The 17,376-nt window shown below is 71.6% G+C and carries 14 protein-coding genes; 7 read left to right on the top strand and 7 right to left on the bottom strand.

Going from position 1 to position 17,376, the window contains the following annotated elements:
* Positions 1 to 193 precede the first annotated feature (193 nt).
* The gene (locus ACI2K4_RS27915; protein WP_404515581.1) at positions 194 to 2,365 is read left to right on the top strand and encodes an elongation factor G-like protein EF-G2; all 2,172 of its coding nucleotides are present in this window, start codon (positions 194 to 196) and stop codon (positions 2,363 to 2,365) included.
* Positions 2,366 to 2,447: 82 nt separating this feature from the next.
* Here the strand turns inward: ACI2K4_RS27915 and ACI2K4_RS27910 are convergent, their stop codons facing one another.
* On the bottom strand, positions 2,448 to 3,458 hold the full coding sequence (locus ACI2K4_RS27910) for an aldo/keto reductase (RefSeq protein WP_404515579.1): 1,011 nt from the start codon (positions 3,456 to 3,458) through the stop codon (positions 2,448 to 2,450).
* Between the two features lie 145 nt (positions 3,459 to 3,603).
* Between ACI2K4_RS27910 and ACI2K4_RS27905 the strand changes: the two genes are divergently transcribed.
* Together ACI2K4_RS27905 and ACI2K4_RS27900 are read left to right on the top strand one after the other, a co-directional pair.
* Positions 3,604 to 5,148 (top strand): MFS transporter, encoded by a 1,545-nt coding sequence (locus ACI2K4_RS27905; protein WP_404515577.1) that lies wholly within the window; start codon positions 3,604 to 3,606, stop codon positions 5,146 to 5,148.
* Between the two features lie 8 nt (positions 5,149 to 5,156).
* On the top strand, positions 5,157 to 5,906 hold the full coding sequence (locus tag ACI2K4_RS27900; protein ID WP_404515575.1) for a TetR/AcrR family transcriptional regulator: 750 nt from the start codon (positions 5,157 to 5,159) through the stop codon (positions 5,904 to 5,906).
* On the opposite strand, the gene ACI2K4_RS27895 is transcribed toward ACI2K4_RS27900, so the two are convergent.
* The 3 genes from ACI2K4_RS27895 to thrS form a co-directional block, all read right to left on the bottom strand.
* Complete coding sequence (locus tag ACI2K4_RS27895) at positions 5,886 to 6,356, bottom strand: HIT family protein (protein ID WP_404515685.1); 471 nt, start codon at positions 6,354 to 6,356, stop codon at positions 5,886 to 5,888. The genes ACI2K4_RS27900 and ACI2K4_RS27895 overlap by 21 nt on opposite strands.
* A gap of 88 nt (positions 6,357 to 6,444) precedes the next feature.
* Positions 6,445 to 7,500: a pectinesterase family protein gene (locus tag ACI2K4_RS27890; RefSeq protein WP_404515573.1), complete on the bottom strand. Its 1,056-nt coding sequence runs from the start codon at positions 7,498 to 7,500 to the stop codon at positions 6,445 to 6,447.
* Between the two features lie 138 nt (positions 7,501 to 7,638).
* On the bottom strand, positions 7,639 to 9,696 hold the full coding sequence (gene thrS, locus ACI2K4_RS27885) for a threonine--tRNA ligase (RefSeq protein ID WP_404515571.1): 2,058 nt from the start codon (positions 9,694 to 9,696) through the stop codon (positions 7,639 to 7,641).
* A gap of 114 nt (positions 9,697 to 9,810) precedes the next feature.
* Here thrS and ACI2K4_RS27880 point away from each other — a divergent pair, with 114 nt between their 5' ends.
* The 3 genes from ACI2K4_RS27880 (at position 9,811) to ACI2K4_RS27870 (ending at position 13,241) form a co-directional block, all read left to right on the top strand.
* Positions 9,811 to 10,953 carry a class I SAM-dependent methyltransferase gene (locus tag ACI2K4_RS27880; protein ID WP_404515569.1) on the top strand — a complete coding sequence of 381 codons (1,143 nt, stop codon included), beginning with the start codon at positions 9,811 to 9,813 and terminating at the stop codon, positions 10,951 to 10,953.
* Positions 10,954 to 11,130: 177 nt separating this feature from the next.
* Positions 11,131 to 11,820: a response regulator transcription factor gene (locus ACI2K4_RS27875; RefSeq protein WP_121159681.1), complete on the top strand. Its 690-nt coding sequence runs from the start codon at positions 11,131 to 11,133 to the stop codon at positions 11,818 to 11,820.
* A gap of 134 nt (positions 11,821 to 11,954) precedes the next feature.
* Positions 11,955 to 13,241: an ATP-binding protein gene (locus ACI2K4_RS27870; RefSeq protein WP_404515683.1), complete on the top strand. Its 1,287-nt coding sequence runs from the start codon at positions 11,955 to 11,957 to the stop codon at positions 13,239 to 13,241.
* A 632-nt stretch (positions 13,242 to 13,873) separates the two neighbouring features.
* Here the strand turns inward: ACI2K4_RS27870 and ACI2K4_RS27865 are convergent.
* Both ACI2K4_RS27865 and ACI2K4_RS27860 read right to left on the bottom strand, forming a co-directional pair.
* Positions 13,874 to 14,899 carry an adenosine deaminase gene (locus tag ACI2K4_RS27865; protein WP_404515567.1) on the bottom strand — a complete coding sequence of 342 codons (1,026 nt, stop codon included), beginning with the start codon at positions 14,897 to 14,899 and terminating at the stop codon, positions 13,874 to 13,876.
* Positions 14,896 to 15,720 (bottom strand): trans-aconitate 2-methyltransferase, encoded by an 825-nt coding sequence (locus tag ACI2K4_RS27860; RefSeq protein WP_404515565.1) that lies wholly within the window; start codon positions 15,718 to 15,720, stop codon positions 14,896 to 14,898. The genes ACI2K4_RS27865 and ACI2K4_RS27860 overlap by 4 nt, the downstream gene beginning before the upstream one ends.
* Before the next feature lie 85 nt (positions 15,721 to 15,805).
* Between ACI2K4_RS27860 and ACI2K4_RS27855 the strand changes: the two genes are divergently transcribed.
* The gene (locus ACI2K4_RS27855) at positions 15,806 to 16,789 is read left to right on the top strand and encodes an aldo/keto reductase (protein ID WP_404515563.1); all 984 of its coding nucleotides are present in this window, start codon (positions 15,806 to 15,808) and stop codon (positions 16,787 to 16,789) included.
* A 103-nt stretch (positions 16,790 to 16,892) separates the two neighbouring features.
* On the opposite strand, the gene ACI2K4_RS27850 is transcribed toward ACI2K4_RS27855, so the two are convergent.
* On the bottom strand, positions 16,893 to 17,096 hold the full coding sequence (locus ACI2K4_RS27850) for a cold-shock protein (RefSeq protein WP_091424054.1): 204 nt from the start codon (positions 17,094 to 17,096) through the stop codon (positions 16,893 to 16,895).
* Between the last annotated feature and the right edge of the window lie 280 nt (positions 17,097 to 17,376).

Here is a 17,376-nt window from a genome sequence, read left to right as displayed (position 1 = left end):
GGTCTCACGATAACGGTCCACCGGCCGACCGTGGTACGCCCGGTCTGCCTACTTCCCGCTGCGGGGTTGTGTACCGTCCGGCGCGGGTGTGGGATCAGGTGAGGGATAGTGACCTAGGTCACGTTGTCAGAAGGCGCGTCCCCGTCACACGGCAGGCCACCCGAGCGACCACCGGCAGAGGGAGGTGCGCCCGATGGCGCAGAAGAGTCAGGACAAGGGCACGGGCGCCCTGGCGCCGATGGCCGACGACCCCGCCCGGATCCGCAACGTGGTCCTCGTCGGTCACTCCGCAGCGGGCAAGACGACGCTGGTCGAGGCGCTGCTCGCGGCGACCGGCACGATCAGCCGGGCGGGCACGGTCACCGAGGGCAACACCGTCTGCGACCACGACCCCGCCGCCGTACGTCAACAGCGCTCGGTCAGCCTCGCCTGCGCCCCGCTGCTGCACGACGGGATCAAGGTCAACCTGCTCGACACCCCCGGCTACGCGGACTTCGTCGGTGAACTCCGGGCCGGGCTGCGCGCCGCCGACGCCGCCCTGTTTGTCGTCTCCGCCGCGGGCGGGATGGACGCGGCCACCGTCAACCTCTGGGAGGAGTGCGCCGCCGTCGGCATGCCCCGGGCCGTCGCCGTCTCCCGACTGGACCACCCCCGGGCCGACTACGACGAGACGGTCGCGCTCTGCCAGCGCCTCTTCGGCGACAACGTGGTCCCGCTCTACCTGCCGATGCTCGGTGACGACGGGGTCTCGACGGCCGGTCTGCTCGGGCTGATCACCCGCCGGGTCTTCGACTACACCGGCGGCCTGCCGGCCGACGTACGCGAACCCGACCCGCAGCACCTGCCGGCGATCGACGAGTCCCGCGACGAGCTGATCGAGGGGATCATCGCCGAGAGCGAGGACGAGACCCTGATGGACCGCTACCTCGACGGCGAGGAGATCGAGGTAGCGGTGCTCGTCGACGACCTGGAGACGGCGGTCGCGCGGGGCCACTTCTACCCGGTGGTGCCGGTCTGCGCGGAGACCGGGGTCGGGCTCGACGCGCTGCTCGAGGTGCTGACCGCCGGCTTCCCCTCGCCGCTGGAACACGACCTGCCGGTGGTCACCGGGGTGGACGGCACACCCCGCCCGCCGTTGCGGTGCGACCCGGCCGGGCCGCTGGTCGCCGAGGTGGTCAAGACCACCGTCGACCGTCACGTGGGGCGGGTCTCACTGGTCCGGGTCTTCTCCGGCACGCTCCGGCCGGACCAGGCCGTGCACGTCTGCGGCCACGGGCTGGCCGAGCGGGGGCACCCGGACCACGACGCCGACGAACGTGTCGGGCACCTCTACACCCCGCTGGGCGCGAGCCTGCGCGAGGTCTCCAGCGCCGTGGCCGGCGACCTCTGTGTGATCACCAAGTCGGGCAGCGCCGAGACCGGCGACACCATCTCGGCCAAGGACGATCCGCTGCTGGTCGAGCCCTGGGAGATGCCCGAACCGCTGCTGCCGGTGGCCATCGCGGCGAAGACCCGCAGCGACGAGGACGCGCTGGCGAGGAACCTGTCCCGGCTGGTCGCAGGCGACCCGACGCTGCGGTTGGAACGCAACCCGGAGACCCACCAACTCGTGCTCTGGTGCATGGGTGAGGCACACGCCGACGTGGTGCTCGACCGGCTGCGGGCCGGCGGGGTCGAGCTGGAGACCGAACCGGTACGGGTGGCGCTGCGGGAGACCTTCGTCGCGGGCGGGACCGGGCACGGGCGGCACGTGAAACAGTCCGGTGGCCACGGCCAGTACGCGGTCTGCGACATCGAGGTGGAGCCACTGCCGCGCGGCGCCGGCTTCGAGTTCGCCGACCGGGTGGTCGGCGGCGCCGTGCCGCACAACTTCGTCCCGTCGGTGGAGAAGGGCGTCCGGGCCCAGATGGTACGCGGCGTCCTCGCCGGCTACCCGGTGGTGGACCTGCGGGTCACCCTGGTCGACGGCAAGGCGCACAGCGTCGACTCCTCCGACGCGGCGTTCCAGACCGCCGGCGGGCTGGCCCTGCGGGACGCGGCCGAGAAGGGGCAGCTCACCCTCCTGGAGCCGGTCGACGAGGTGGTCGTCCGGGTGCCGGACCCCTCGGTCGGCGCGGTGATGAGCGACCTGTCCGGGCGGCGGGCCAGGGTGCTCGGCACCGAGGCGGACCCGGACGCGGTGGAGCGGACCCTGGTACGCGCCGAGGTCCCCTCCACCGAACTGGTCCGGTACGCGGTCGAGCTGCGCTCGATGACCTCCGGCTCGGGCACCTTCACCCGCTCGTTCGCCCGATACGAGCCGATGCCGGCGCACCTGGTCGAGCAGGTACGCAAGGAGCACGGCTCGGCCGGCGGCCACTCCTGAGTCGACGGCCCGGACCCGGGTCCGGCGGGCGGACCGAAACCCGCCGTCGCCGCACCGGGCCGTCGACCGTGGCCGAGGGGCGTCAGCCCGGCCCGGGTGCCGTACCCAGGTCGGACAGGAGTTGTTCCACCTCGGCCAGCTCGGCCGGGGTGAGTGGCCCGTGGGCCAGCGCGCCCGCGTTCTCCTCGACCTGCGCCACGGTGCGGCAGCCGGGGATCGGCACGGTCGCACCGCTGCGCGCCCAGAGGTAGGCGAGCGCTCCCTGGGCCAGGGTGCGCCCGCCGACGGTGAGCGACTCCCGGACCGAGGCGACCCGGTCGAGCCACTCCGGCGCCGGCCGTCCGTCGCGGAACCAGTCCAGCCACTGCGGCGCGATGCCGCGTACGTCGTCCGGGCCGAGCACGGTCGAGGCGGTGTACTTGCCGGTCAGCAGCCCCATCCCGAGCGGGCCCCGGTTGACGCTGGCCAGGTCGTGCTTCTCGCAGACGGCGAGCACCTGCGCCGAGTCCTGGAGCACCGAGAAGGAGTGCTGGATCGCGGTGGTGTGCGGGCCGCCGAGCGCCCACGACTCGGCCCGGTCGGCGAAGTCGGTGCTCCACCCGTACGCCCGGACCTTGCCCTCGGCGACGAGTGCCTCGAGGGTGCCGAGCAGCGGCTCGGCCAGCTCGATCGCCAGGTCGTTGAGGTGGAGCTGGTAGAGGTCGATCCGGTCGGTGCCGAGCCGCCGCAGCGACGCCTCGGCCGCCCGGCGCAGGTGCGCGGGTGACCAGTCCGGAGCGGTCGACTGCCTGGTCCGCTCGTCGAAGGTGTTGCCGAACTTGGTGGCGACGACCGTCTCGTCCCGGCGACCGGACAGGGCCCGGCCGAGCACCCGCTCACTGTGCCCGGCGCCGTACGTGTCGGCGGTGTCGAAGAAGGTCACGCCGAGGTCCAGTGCCCGGTGTACGGCCCGCACCGACTCGTCGTCGTCCACCTCGCCCCAGCCCAGTGGCTGGTCACCGGCGTACCAGGGTCCGCCGATGGCCCAGCAGCCCATGCCCAGCGCGCTGACCCGGATCCCGCTGCGCCCCAACACCCGTGTGCTCTGTGTCATGCCGCCGAGCGTCCCATCCGGCGGGCCGCTGATCCAGGTCGATTTTTCGGCGAGTCGATCAACACCGGACGCTTCACTTAACGCTTGTAAGTTAACTTCTGTTTGGCTAACATCGGCTTACACCCGTTAACTTAAGGAGCGGATCGTGGCTGTGGTAGCCGAGGACCACCTGATGGGGCATCCCCGCCGTTGGACGGCGCTGGCCGTACTTAGCCTCACCCTGGTCGCCGTGACGCTGGACAACTCCGTACTGAACACCGCACTGCCGTCACTCGCCCACGCGATGAATGCCACCACCTCCGATCTGCAGTGGATCGTCGACTCGTACACGCTGGTCTTCGCCACCGCGCTGATCCTCGCCGGAGCCCTCGGCGCCCGGATCGGCGCCCGCCGGGCCCTGGTCGGCGGGCTAGCCGTCTTCGGCGCCGGCTCGGTCGCCGCCGCCCTCTCCGACACACCCGACCAGCTCATCGCCTGGCGGGCGGTGATGGGGCTCGGCGCCGCGTTTGTCATGCCGGCCACGCTGGCGATCGTCACCCGGATGTTCCCGCCCGCCGAGCGGGCGAAGGCGTTCGGCATCTGGTCCGCCGCCGCCGGGGTCGGCGTGCTCGTCGGGCCGGTGACCGGCGGCGCGCTCCTGCTCCGCTTCGAGTGGAGCAGTGCGTTCTGGATCAACGTGCCGATCGTGCTGCTCACCCTGGCCGGGATTCTCGCCGTCGTACCGAGGATCGCCGGGCAGCCGACCGGGCGGCTCGACATCCTCGGCGCACTGCTCTCGACCGGCTCGATCGCCGCGCTGGTGGACGCGATCATCGAGGCGCCGCAGCGCGGCTGGACCGACCCGGTGACCCTCACCGAGTTCGGGGTCGCGGTCCTGCTGGCCGCCGCGTTCGTCGGTTGGGAACTGCGGGTGGCCAACCCACTGGTACGCCTCGACCTGTTCACCAACCGCCGGTTCGCCCTGGCCGCGCTGGCGCTGGCGGTGACCTTCTTCGCGCTCTTCGGCACGCTGTTCGAGCTGGCGCAGTACCTGCAACTGGTGCACGGCTACTCGCCGCTGAAGGCCGGGCTCGGTGCCGTACCGTTCGCCCTCGCCATGTCGGCCACCTCCGCGACGTCGGCGCTGACCACGGCCCGCCTCGGCACCGCCCGCGCGCTCACGCTCGGCCTGCTGCTGGTCGCCGCCGGACTCGGCGCGCTCTCCACGTCCACCACGGAGACCGTCTTCCCGGTCGTCGCCGGCTTCACCGCGATCGTCGGCGCCGGCATGGGGCTGCTCATGGCACCGGCCAGCCTGGTGATCAACGCCTCGGTGCCGGCCGCCTTCGCCTCGATGGCCAGCTCGCTCCAGAGCGTGATCCGCGAACTCGGCGGGGTGCTCGGCATCGCCGTGGTCGGCTCCATCGTCTCGGCCCACTACCGGTCGGCCATGACCGGCGCCCCCTCCGTCGCCGGCCACGACCTGCCCTCGGCGCACGCGGTCGCCGCCGCCGCCCCGCGCCCCTCGGCCGAGGCGCTGCTGGCCACGGCCGACCACGCGTTCACCGTCGCCATGGGCCGAGGGCTGGTCGTCGCGGCCGGGGTGGCGCTGGCGACGGCAATCGCCGTCGGGATCGGGCTCCGGGCCGACCGGACACACCGGTCGCGGCCGGTGGACACGGCCGAGCCCGAGTTGCTCGTCGCGGGATGATGTTCGACATGAGCCCGACGACCCGACGTGCCCGCAACCGCCGAGGCGAAGGCGACCTCCTGCGCGACGAGATCCTCTCGGCCGCCGAACGCCTGGTCAACCAGGACGGCAGCAGCGACGGGCTGACGCTGCGGGCGATCGCGCGGGAGGCCGGCATCTCGGCACCGTCGATCTACGCGCACTTCGCCGACCGCGAGGCGGTGCTCGACGCGGTGCTCGACGCCGGTTTCGAACGGCTGCACCGTACGCTCACCGATCGGGTCGGCACGGTGGACGGGTCCACCGACCCGGTCCGGCGTCTGCTGGCCGGCTGCCGGGGCTACGTCGACTTCGCCATGGACGAACCGGCCGCCTACCGGCTGCTGTTCAGCCGGGGGCGGCCCTCGTTCGGCGACGCGCGGCAGGATTCGGAGGCCGGACACGTACCGCCGTCGCCGGACCCGGCTTGGCTGAACGCGGCCGGACCGAACCCGGCCGCACCGATCTCGTCCTGGGCACCGCCGGGGTGGGGACCCAGGATCGAGGCCTTCCAGATCCTCGTCGACGCCATCGCCACGTGCGTGGCGGCCGGTCGGTCGACCAGTGCCGACCCGTTCGCCGACGCCACCGCCCTGTGGACCGCGATGCACGGGGCCGTGACGCTTCGTCAGTACCTGCCGAAGTTCCCGTGGCCGCCGCTGCACGAGGCGGTGGACCGGTTCGCGGTGGAGCTGGCCCACGTCACGGTGGACCGACCGTCAGTGCCAGGCGGCGGCTAGCAGCTCACGGGTGTCGGTGAGCAGTTGGGGCAGCACCTTGGTCCGGCCGATCACCGGCATGAAGTTGGCGTCGCCGCCCCAGCGCGGCACCACGTGCTGGTGCAGGTGGGCGGCGATGCCGGCGCCGGCCACCCCACCCTGGTTCATCCCGATGTTGAACCCGTGCGCGCTGCTGACCTGCCGGATCACCCGCATCGCCGTCTGTGTCTGCGCGGCCAGTTCGACGGTCTCCGCGGTGTCCAGCTCGCTGTAGTCCGCCACGTGCCGGTACGGGCAGACCAGCAGGTGCCCGGGGTTGTACGGATACAGGTTGAGCACCACGTAGACCCGTTCGCCCCGGGCCACCACCAGGCTCTCGTCGCCCTCCTTGCCCGGGGCCAGGCAGAACGGGCAGCCGGATGGTTTCTCGTAGCCCTCGGCCGGCTCGTCCTGCCCCGAGATGTACGTCATCCGGTGCGGGGTCCAGAGCCGGTCCAACCCGTCCGGCGTACCGGTCTGCGTCTGCTGCGCCGCCCCTGTCACACCGGTGATCCTACGGTCAGCGCAGTGGATTCCACCCGTCCGGACCGGCGAGGTAGGCACGCGGGGTCAGCAGGGCGGCCTGGGCCGCGGTGAGTTGTGGCCGGTCGGCGCCGGTGGCCGCGCCCGGTCCCCGGTTGCGGTACTCGGCGTAGCGGGCGTCGCGCCAGGACCAGGTGCCGAAGTCGGTCCACGGGGCCGGGTTGACGTGCGCGCCGAGGGTGCAGTCGCGGATCACCGTCTGGGCGATGGCGAGCGGGTCGTTGCTCGGGTGCCAGGGACGGCCGAGGTAGACCGTACCGGGGGCGGCGGTGCCGGTCAGCTTGCTGTCGACGATCAGGAAACCGTACGGGTTCGCGCTGTCGGTGCTGGCCGCGGTGACGTACCCGTTGTTGGTCGTCGACCCCCGGTCCAGTGAGTGGATCTCGCACCGGTCGAGCACCGCCGTGCCCCGGCCGAAGACGAAGTCGACGTCTCCCTCGACGTAGCACTTGCGCAGGTAGACCCGGTTGACCGTGGCCACGTCGACGCTGTTCAGGTAGAGCGTGTCCTGGTTGCCGAGGAAGCGGCAGTTGTCGAAGACCACCCGGTCGGCCCGGGTGAGTACGGCCACCGCCTGCTCGCCGCTGGTGCCGGGGTTGGCCGCCTCGTCGAACGAGTTGGCGAAGGTGAGATTGCGGGCGGTGAAGTCGGCACCGGAGATGGTGACGGAGGCGCTGCCGGAGGTGCCCCAGGTGCCGCCGTCGGGTCTGGGGGTGCCGTTGGCCCGGTTGTCGACGATCACCACCTCGCCGGGGTTGGCGCCCTGTCCCCGGAAGACCAGGTGCGGCTTGTCGGCGGGGACGATCACCTGTCCGGCGTACCGTCCGGGTTTGATCTTTATGGTGAAGGTGGACGGGTTGCCGGCCGGCACCGCGTCCACCGCCGCCTGCACGCTGGTGACGTCGCCGCTGCCGTCCGCGGCAACGGTGAGGTACGGTCCCGGCCACGCCCGCGCCTCCCGGCGCCCGAGCGGTGCGCCCACCACTCCCGCCCCGACGGCGAGCCCGCCCGCGAGCAAACTCCTACGCCTCATACGCCCACCGTCCCCGACAGGAAAGGGCTTTCCTTATCAGGGCAGGTTACGAACCCCAACGACTACCGTCAATACCCCCACCCCGCCCCACCCCGGGGCCGTTGATCCGGGGCGGGCGGGCTGGCCGAGTTGGGGGCGTCAGACGGCGGGTTGCTCGGTTGCCGGGTCGGCGGAGGGGCCGGAGTTGGCGCGGGAACGGACCACCTCGACCACGTGGGCCACCGCCTCGGCCAGCGGGATGCCGTTGCGCTGCGAGCCGTCGCGGTAGCGGAACGAGACCGAGCCGGCCTCGACGTCCGCGTCACCGGCGATCGCCATGAACGGGATCTTCTGCTGCTGGGCGGTACGGATCTTCTTCTGCATCCGGTCGTCGGAGTAGTCCACCTCGGCCCGGATCCCCTCGGCGCGCAGCGCCTCGACGAACCCGGCGAGGTAGTCGGTGTGCTCCTCCCGGATCGGGATGCCGACCACCTGGACCGGCGCCAGCCAGGCCGGGAACGCCCCGGCGTAGTGCTCGGTGAGCACCCCGAAGAAGCGCTCGATCGAACCGAACAGGGCCCGGTGGATCATGACCGGCCGCTGGCGGCTGCCGTCCGACGCCTGGAACTCCAGGCCGAACCGCTCCGGCAGGTTGAAGTCGACCTGGATGGTGGACATCTGCCAGGTCCGACCGATCGCGTCCTTGGCCTGGACCGAGATCTTGGGACCGTAGAACGCCGCGCCGCCCGGGTCCGGGACCAGGTCGAGCCCGGACTCCTCGGCGGCCGACCGCAGCGCCTCGGTGGCCCGCTCCCAGTTCTCGTCGGTGCCCACCGACTTCTCCGGGTTACGGGTGGACAGCTCCAGGTAGAAGTCGTCCAGGCCGTAGTCACGCAGCAGGTCCAGCACGAAGCGGAGCAGCGACTTCAGCTCACCGGCCATCTGCTCCTGGGTGCAGTAGATGTGCGCGTCGTCCTGGGTCATGCCGCGCACCCGGGTCAGCCCGTGCACCACCCCGGACTTCTCGAACCGGTAGACCGAGCCGAACTCGAACAGCCGCAGCGGCAGTTCGCGGTAGGAGCGGCCCCGGGCCCGGTAGATCAGGTTGTGGAACGGGCAGTTCATCGGCTTGAGGTAGTAGTCGGCGCCCTCGACCGACATGGGCGGGTACATGCCGTCGGCGTACCACTGGAGGTGGCCCGAGGTCTCGAACAGGTGCCCCTTGGTGATGTGCGGGGTGTTCACGAACTCGTAGCCGGCCCGCTCGTGCCGCTGCCGGGAATAGTTCTCCAGCTCACGCCGGATGATCCCGCCCTTCGGGTGGAAGACCGCCAGGCCGGAGCCGATCTCGTCGGGGAAGCTGAACAGGTCGAGGTCCGAGCCGAGCTTGCGGTGGTCGCGCCGGGCCGCCTCCTCCAACAGCTTCAGGTACGCCTTGAGCGCGTCCCGGGTCGGCCAGGCGGTCCCGTACACCCGCTGGAGCTGCGGGTTCTTCTCCGACCCGCGCCAGTACGCGGCGGCCGAACGCATCAGCTTGAAGGCGCCGATCAGCCGGGTGTTGGGCAGGTGTGGCCCCCGGCACAGATCGGACCAGCAGACCTTGTCGGAGCTGACGTCCAGGTTGTCGTAGATGGTGAGGTCACCGGAGCCGACCTCCATCACCTCGCCCGCGTCGAGCCCCGACCCGCCGGCCGGGTCGCCGGCCCCCTTCACCTCGATCAGCTCCAGCTTGTACGGCTCGTCGGCCAGCTCGGTACGGGCCTCGTCCAGGCTGCCGAAGCGGCGGCGACGGAACCGCTGTCCGGACTTGACGATCTCCTGCATCCGCTTCTCGAGCTTCTCCAGGTCCTCCGGCTGGAACGGCTTCGGCACGTCGAAGTCGTAGTAGAAGCCGTTCTCGATCGGCGGCCCGATGCCGAGCTTCGCCTCCGGGAAGATGTCCTGGACGGCCTGGGCCAGCACGTGCGCGGTGGAGTGACGCAGCACGTTCAGCCCGTCCGGCGAGTCGAGGCTGACCGGCTCGACCTCGGTGTCGACCTCGGGAATCCAGTCGAGGTCACGCAGTGCGGCGGTGCCGTCGGCGGCCACCTCCCGGACGACCACGATCGCCTTCGGGCCGGCTGCGGGCAGGCCCGCCGCGGCTACCGCGTCGGCCGCCGTGGTCCCGGCCGCGACGACGACCGGGTCAGCCACGACGGGGGTACGGGGTGCGGACACGGTGAGCTCCTTCAATTAAGACAAAACGGGCATGACCCTTGGATCGGCTATCCGATGCTATCGGTCCTGGTTTTACGCCTCCCAGCGACGCGACTGCGGCGTTAGATTGGCGCCGTGGCACCCGCGGACGTGGTCAGCGCCCTACAGCGCAGGTACGAGACTTTCTTCGCCTCCCAACCGGCAATGCCGTTTGCGGTGGCGAACGCCGGCGCGCCGGCACACCTATTCGGCTCCGGTGACCCGAAGTTCACCATCACCATCAGCGACCCCCGGGGCGCCAAGGCCCTGGCCGGGCTCGACCAGTTCGGCGTCGGGGTCGCGTACCTCCAGGGGTGGCTCGACGTGGAGGGCGACCTCGCGGCGGCGCTACGGATGCGCGCCTTCTTCACCGACTTCCACCCGATCGCCTGGATGGGCAGGTTCCTGCCCGCCCTGGTCCGGGGTCGGCGGGAGGACGACCGCCGCTCCATCTCCCACCACTACGACGAGGACTCCGAGTTCTTCCTCACCTTTCTCGACACCCGGCACCGGTGTTACACCGAGGGCGTCTTCGCCTCCGACGACGAGCCGCTCGAGGACGCCATGACCCGGAAGATGGACCTGGCGCTGGAGGCGATCGGGGTCGGCCCCGGCGACCACGTGCTGGAGGTCGGCGGCGGCTGGGGCGCGTTCTCCGAACACGCCGCCCGACGCGGGATCAACGTCACCACCACCACCCTGGCCAAGGAGTCGGAGCGCTACCTGATCGACCTGTTCAACCGGGAACAACTGCCGGTACGGGTGGTTCGCGAACACATCTTCAACTACTCCCCGCACCAGCGCTTCGACGCGATCGTCAACATGGGCGTCACCGAGCACCTGCCCGACTACCGCACCACCCTGCGCAAGTACGCCGAACTGCTCCGTCCGGGCGGCCGGGTCTACCTGGACGCGCTGGCGATGCGGCGCAAGCACGCGGCCTCGACGTTCCTGAAGCGCTACATCTATCCCGGCGCCTCCGCCCCGCTGCTGCTGCACCAGTACCTACGGCACGTGGCCCGGTCACCGTTCGAGCTGCTGAGCGTCACCGACGACCGGCACAACTACTACCTGACCTGCCGGGAGTGGGCCAACCGGCTGGACGGCGCCCGGGACGAGATCGTCCGCAACTGGGGCGAACCGCTCTACCGCCGGTTCCGGCTGTTCCTCTGGGGCTCCGCCGCCGGCTTCGACACCGGCCTCGTCCAGGCCTACCGCTGGGTCCTCCGCCTCCCCTGAGCTGTAAGGAAGGGGAGGCGGGCAGCGGCTCGCGAGCGGACAGACCGGTCAGACTGTCCCGAGCCAGGGCAAGTCGCGCGTCGTCGACAAGTACGAAGGACATGGTACGAGGAGCATGCCGGCAAAACGCACGTGGCCGCAACACGCCGCACTTGCCAGGGGCAGTACGGTGCTCACGTGGCCACGGTGCTCCTGGTCGAGGACGACCACGTCGTGCGCGGCGCGATGCTGCGCTCCCTGGCCGACCGTGGGCACGCCGTGCACGCGGTCGGCACGGCTCTCGACGCCCTGCGCCGGGTCGCCGCCGAAACACCCGACCTGGTGGTGCTCGACCTCGGCCTGCCCGACCTCGACGGCGCGGACGCGCTGCGGATGCTCCGGGGCATCACCGACGTGCCGATCATCATCGCCACCGCCCGGGACGACGAACAGTCGGTGGTCCGCCTGCTCCGGGCCGGCGCCGACGACTACATGGTCAAACCGTTCACCGGCGCGCACCTGGACGCCCGGATCACCACCGTGCTGCGCCGGGCCGGACGGGCCAGCCGGACGGTGGCCCCCGCCGTACACGAGGTGGGTGGGCTCCGGGTCGACGTCGGCGAGCGCAGTGCCCTGCTCGACGGGGTGCCGCTCGCGCTCACCCGCAAGGAATTCGACGTGCTGGCCTATCTCGCGGCGCGGCCGGGACGGGTAGTGTCCCGCCGGGAGCTGTTGGAGGAGGTATGGCGTCAGCCATCGGTCGGCGAGGATCAGACAATCGACGTACATCTGTACTGGCTTCGTCGCAAACTGGGCGAGTCCGCGGCGAAGCCGCGCTACCTGCGCACCGTGCGGGGGGTCGGGTTCCGGTTGGTGGTACCGGACTGAGGTTGGCGCTGGCCTACCTCGGGGCCGGCATGACCTCGATCGTCGCGCTCGCCTTTCTCATCCCGCTCGGCCTGGCCCTGCAACAGGAGGCCCGGGAGCACGCGCTCGCCGACGCCGGCCGGCAGGCCGCCGTGGTGGCCGGGGCGCTGGCCGCCGGGGCTGACCCGACCCGGCTCACCCAGGTGATCGACCAGTTCGACGACAGCGTGGCGGACCGGCCGGTGGTGCACGGGCTGGAGACCGGCGGGGCGCCGCACGCCGCCGAGGCGGACGTGCAGCGGGCCGGCGACAGCGGCGAGGTGGTGATCGCCGACGTACCCGGCGGCGTGGTCCGGCTGGAGCCGGTGCGGCTCGGCGACCGGGTCGCGGTGGTGGAGGTCTTCGTGCCCTCCTCGGCGCTGCAACCGGGGGCCGCCGGACGCTGGCTCACCCTGATCGCCATCGCGGTCGGGCTGGTCGTGGTCTCGGTGATCGTGGTGGACCGGCTGGCGGCGCGCGCGGTCGCGTCGGCCCGGGGGCTGGTCCAGGCGGCGCTCGCGGTCGGCGACGGCGACCTCGAGGTACGGATCGAGCCGAGTGGCCCGAGGGAGTTGGCCGAGGCCGGTTACGCGTTCAACCGGATGGCGGACCGCCTGGTCACCTCGCGTACGGACGAACGTGAACTCGTCGCCGACCTGTCGCACCGGCTGCGTACGCCACTGACGGTGCTGCGGCTCGACGCCGACGCGCTCGACTCCGACGACACCAGCGTCGGCTCGTTCAGCGAGGCGGAACTCGACCGACGGCGCACGATCCGGCGGATCCGGCAGGCGATCGTCACCCTCGAGGGTGAGATCGACGTTCTGATCAACACCACCCGCAAGACGGTTTCCCAGGAGGCCGCACCGGGCATGTGCGACGTCAGCGAGGTGGTCCGGGACCGGATGGTCTTCTGGGCGGCGCTCGCCGGTGACCAGAACCGGCCGCACCGGATCAGCGGCGCGCAGTTGCGGATTCCCGTACCGGTGCCCCGGGCCGAGCTGGCGGCGGCTCTCGACGCGGTGCTGGGCAACGTGTTCCGCTACACCCCGCAGGGGACCGCGTTCGAGGTGGCGGTCTCGCGGCGGGACGGCTACATCGCGGTCCGGGTCGACGACGCCGGACCGGGGATCGCCAACCCCGACCGGGCGCTGCGCCGGGGGGCGAGCGACCGGGGCTCCACCGGACTCGGACTGGACATCGCGCGACGGGTGGCGTTGCAGGCCAACGGCTCGGTCAGCATCGACCGGGCTCGGCTCGGCGGGGCGAGTGTGGTCATGCTGCTGGCCGATCCGGAGGCCGTACCCCGTCAGGTCAGCCGGTTCGGGCTGGTCGGGCGACTGGCCCGGGAACGTGACGGCAAGGGCCGTCGCCAGGCCAGGACCGGCGGCTCCGAGACCTGAGCCGGCCCTCAGGGCCTGTCCCGACTCACCGGGCTCGTGTCATAACGGCTGTCCGGAGAGTTCCGGTACCGCCGTCCACAAGGGTCTCTGCCGCGCCGCCGGTCGGGCCTCGGCCCCTCTTCGCCCTCCGCCGTCCCGGTACCCGAGGGACCACTGTGGACGGGAGACCACTGTGGACGGTCGGGCGACGGCCGATTCCCGTAACAAGCAAGAAATCTTCAAGTTCAGCTTAGGTCTGGATTAACCCCACCGTTGGCGCTGCCCGCCGATGGCAGGATTAGCACCGATCCCATCCAGTTCCGCCGGACTACCACCAGTTTCCCCATCCGGTCCGGCGGGAAGTCGTGCGCGCGGCGGGATGCGGTCCCCCACACCCCGTCCCGTCGCGCGCGCCAGCCAACCGGTGGATCCGACGATGTCGGATCCACCGGCACGCATCACGTCGGCGACGGTCCCCGTCCGCCGGTCCGACCCGCCCGTCGGCCCGGCGAGGCGATGTCGCCCGCGTACGCCGGCCCGGCGCGGCCGCCCGCAGCACCCCGCGCCGGGCCGGTCCCTTCTTGCCCGGGGCCGGCACGCCCGGCCATCGACCGTGGCGTCCGACCCCCCGGCACACCCCACCCTGCGGCGGGTCAGCCGCCCGTGGCGGCGAGGTAGCCGTCGATCTCGGCGATGATCCGGGCCTGCTCCGGGGCGGGCAGGAACGAGGCGGTGACCGCGTTGCGGGCCAGCGACGCCACCCCGTCCGGGCCGAGGTCGAGCAGGTTCGCCGCGACCGCGTACTCCTGCTCCAGGGTGGTGCCGAACATCGGCGGGTCGTCGGAGTTGATGGTGACCAGCACCCCGGCGGCAACCAGGGCGGGCAGCGGGTGCTCCTCGATGGCCGGGACCGCGCGGGTGCGTACGTTCGAGGTCGGGCAGACCTCCAGCGCGATCTGCCGCTCGGCCAGGTGTTCCAGCAGCCGGGGATCGCGGGCGGCGGAGATGCCGTGCCCGATCCGTTCGGCGCCCAGCTCACGCAGCGCGTCCCAGATGGTCTCCGGGCCGGTGGTCTCCCCCGCGTGCGGTACGGACCGCAGCCCGGCCGCCCGCGCCTGGTCGAAGTACGGCTTGAACTGCGGCCGGGGCACGCCGATCTCCGGCCCGCCGAGGCCGAAGCTGACCAGCCCGTCCGGGCGCTCGTCGAGCGCGATCCGGAGCGTCTGCTCGGCGGCCGGCAGTCCGGCCTCGCCCGGGATGTCGAAGCACCAACGCAGCTCGATGCCGAGTTCGGCGGCGGCGGCCTTGCGGGCGTCCTCGATCGCCTCGCAGAACGCCGGCGCCGGGATGCCCCGACGCACGTGCGAGTACGGCGTGACGGTCAGCTCGGCGTACCGGACCTCCTGTCGGGCCAGCTCGCGAGCCACCTCGTAGGTCAGGATCCGCACGTCCTCGGGGTCCCGGATCAGGTCGACCACGCTCAGGTAGACCTCGATGAAGTGGCGGAAGTCGCGGAAGGCGAAGTAGTCGGCGAGGGCCGCCGGGTCGGCCGGCACCGGGGTGTTCCCCTCGTGCCTGGCCGCCAGTTCGGCCACGATCCGGGGCGAGGCGGAACCGACGTGGTGCACGTGCAGTTCCACCTTGGGAAGTCCGGCGATGAAGGCCGACAGATCGGTCACTGGTTCTCCCTGGGTGCGGGTTGTCGATCCGCCACGGCCCGCGCGCCGGTCCGGGCGACGAAGAAGTGGCGGCGGAACGGGAAATACACCAGACCGTCCCGGACCGGGTACGCATCGCGGAGCCGAGCGCCGAGCGCGGCCCGGAATTCGGCCCAGGCCGGCGTGTCGCCGCCCAGGCTCGCCCGGACCGGACGCAGCCCAGTCCCCTCCAGCCAGGTCAGCACCGGATGGTCGATGGCGTCGTGGGCCGGGAGCAGGTGCACGTAGGTAGTCTCCCAGGCGTCCACCGCGCACCCCGCGTCGGTCAGCAGCGCCGCGTAACCGACCGGGTCGGCGACCGGCGCCGGACGGAGCAGGTCCTCGAGCCCGCCGCGCCAGCGCGGGTCCTCGGCGACGGCCCGCAGCGCCCGGTGCGAGGCTGCGTCGAAGTTGCCCGGTACCTGGACCGCGAGCCACGTCCCGGGGGCCAGGCGGGTGGCCCAGCGGGTCAGCAGCGCCTGGTGTCCGGGCACCCACTGGAGTACGGCGTTGGAGACGACGACGTCCACGCCGGGCTCGGGTTCCCAGTCGCGTACGTCACCGACGGTGAACTCCACCCCGGACGCCAGACCCCGCGCCCGGTCGATCATCTCGGGCGACGAGTCGAGCCCGGTGATCCTCGCCCCCGGCCAGCGCCGGGCCAGTTCCACCGTCAGGTTGCCCGGCCCGCAACCCAGGTCGACCACCTTGCCCGGCGAGTCCACCGGCAACCGGGCGATCAGGTCGTGGAACGGACGGGCCCGCTCGTCCCGGTAACGCAGGTAGCTGCTCGGATCCCACATCGCGACCTCCAAACCGTACGTACGTTTTGTTTGAGCATAGGGGCGCACCGCTGGTCCCTCAACCCGGGGGGACTAGGCTCGGGCCGTGGAAAAGCGCAGCTTCCCCCGTTTGGGGCGTGAGGTCGGTGTGGTCGGGCTCGGCGCCTGGCAGCTCGGCGCCGACTGGGGCACGGTCGGCGAGGACGAGGCCCTGGAGATCCTCGCGACGGCGGTCGACGGCGGGGTCACCTTCCTCGACACCGCCGACGTTTACGGCGACGGCCGCAGCGAGCAGCTCATCGGCCGGTTCCTCCAACAGCGGCCGAACGCCGGACTGACCGTGGCGACCAAGATGGGCCGGCGGGTCCCGCAGACGCCCGAGGCGTACACCCTGGACAACTTCCGGGCCTGGACCGACCGGTCCCGGGCCAACCTGGGCGTGGACCGGCTGGACCTGGTCCAGTTGCACTGCCCGCCCACCCCGGTCTTCTCCACCGACGCCGTCTACGACGCCCTCGACACGCTGGTCGAGGAGGAGCGGATCCGCAGCTACGGCGTCAGCGTGGAGACCTGCGACGAGGCGCTGGCCGCGATCGCCCGGCCCGGCACCACCAGCGTCCAGATCATCCTCAACGCGTTCCGGCTCAAGCCGCTGGAGCGGGTGCTGCCGGCAGCCGCCGAGGCCGGGGTCGCCATCATCGCCCGGGTGCCGCTCGCCAGCGGCCTGCTCTCCGGCAAGTACGACGAGCACACCCGGTTCGCCGCCGACGACCACCGCAACTTCAACCGACAGGGACAGTCGTTCGACGTCGGCGAGACCTTCTCCGGAGTGGACTTCGAGGTCGGGCTGACCGCCGTACGGCGGCTGCTGCCGCTGGTCCCCGAGGGCGCGACGATGGCCCAGTTCGCGCTCCGCTGGGTGCTCGACCAGGCCGGCGTCACCGTGGTCATCCCCGGCGCGCGCAACCCGGGACAGGCCCGGGGCAACGTCGCCGCGGCCGAGCTGGCGCCCCTGTCCGCCGAGACGCTGGCCGGCGTCAACGTGGTCTACGACGAGTTGATCCGGCCGCAGGTGCACGACCGCTGGTGACCGGTGCAGCAGCGCGCCCCGTGACCGGTCCCGGTCGCGGGGCGCGCTGTTCGATCCGGTGATGGATCAATTACTGGGCCGGCGGCGGCCGGCCGTCACTGAGTCAGATGGGGCGGACCTGCTCAGCCTGCGGGCCCTTCTGGCCCTGAGCGATCTCGAACTCCACCCGCTGGTTCTCCTCCAGCGTGCGGTAGCCGCTGGACTGGATCGCCGAGAAGTGGACGAACACGTCAGCACCCCCGCCGTCGACGGTGATGAAGCCGAAGCCCTTGTCTGCGTTGAACCACTTCACGGTTCCCTGCGCCATGTGTATCTCCTTCTAAACTGGCGGCCGAGCACGCCGTGCGGCCGGTTGGCCGTTTTCGAGCAGCGGCGCCTGAGGCGGCCCCCACGAAGGGAGACTTCTCAACCCCGCTGTGCTCTAACAGCGGGGAACAGCAAACCACGTACGCAAAAACTTCGCACAGCCTACCCGACGAAATTCTCCGACATGTGACCTGAACGGCCGTGACTTCTTCGGAAAGCCATCGATGACCGACGGTGTTCTTGGCCCTTCGGTCACCAGCGGTGGCGACTACGAAAGACGG

It is taken from the genome of Micromonospora sp. NPDC050397 (genome assembly GCF_044901685.1).
GTDB lineage: Bacteria > Actinomycetota > Actinomycetes > Mycobacteriales > Micromonosporaceae > Micromonospora_G.
Note: the sequence above shows the minus strand (reverse complement) of the source record. Positions and strands in the feature narration are given on the sequence as shown.

Bases quoted from the DNA above. Each gene is read 5' to 3' on its own strand.
- ACI2K4_RS27860 (WP_404515565.1), bottom strand. From the start codon at position 15,720: ATGTGGGATCCGAGCAGCTACCTGCGTTACCGGGACGAGCGGGCCCGT.
- ACI2K4_RS27910 (WP_404515579.1), bottom strand. From the start codon at position 3,458: ATGACACAGAGCACACGGGTGTTGGGGCGCAGCGGGATCCGGGTCAGC.
- ACI2K4_RS27900 (WP_404515575.1), top strand. From the start codon at position 5,157: ATGAGCCCGACGACCCGACGTGCCCGCAACCGCCGAGGCGAAGGCGAC.
- ACI2K4_RS27850 (WP_091424054.1), bottom strand. From the start codon at position 17,096: ATGGCGCAGGGAACCGTGAAGTGGTTCAACGCAGACAAGGGCTTCGGC.
- ACI2K4_RS27895 (WP_404515685.1), bottom strand. From the start codon at position 6,356: ATGACGTACATCTCGGGGCAGGACGAGCCGGCCGAGGGCTACGAGAAA.
- ACI2K4_RS27915 (WP_404515581.1), top strand. From the start codon at position 194: ATGGCGCAGAAGAGTCAGGACAAGGGCACGGGCGCCCTGGCGCCGATG.
- ACI2K4_RS27890 (WP_404515573.1), bottom strand. From the start codon at position 7,500: ATGAGGCGTAGGAGTTTGCTCGCGGGCGGGCTCGCCGTCGGGGCGGGA.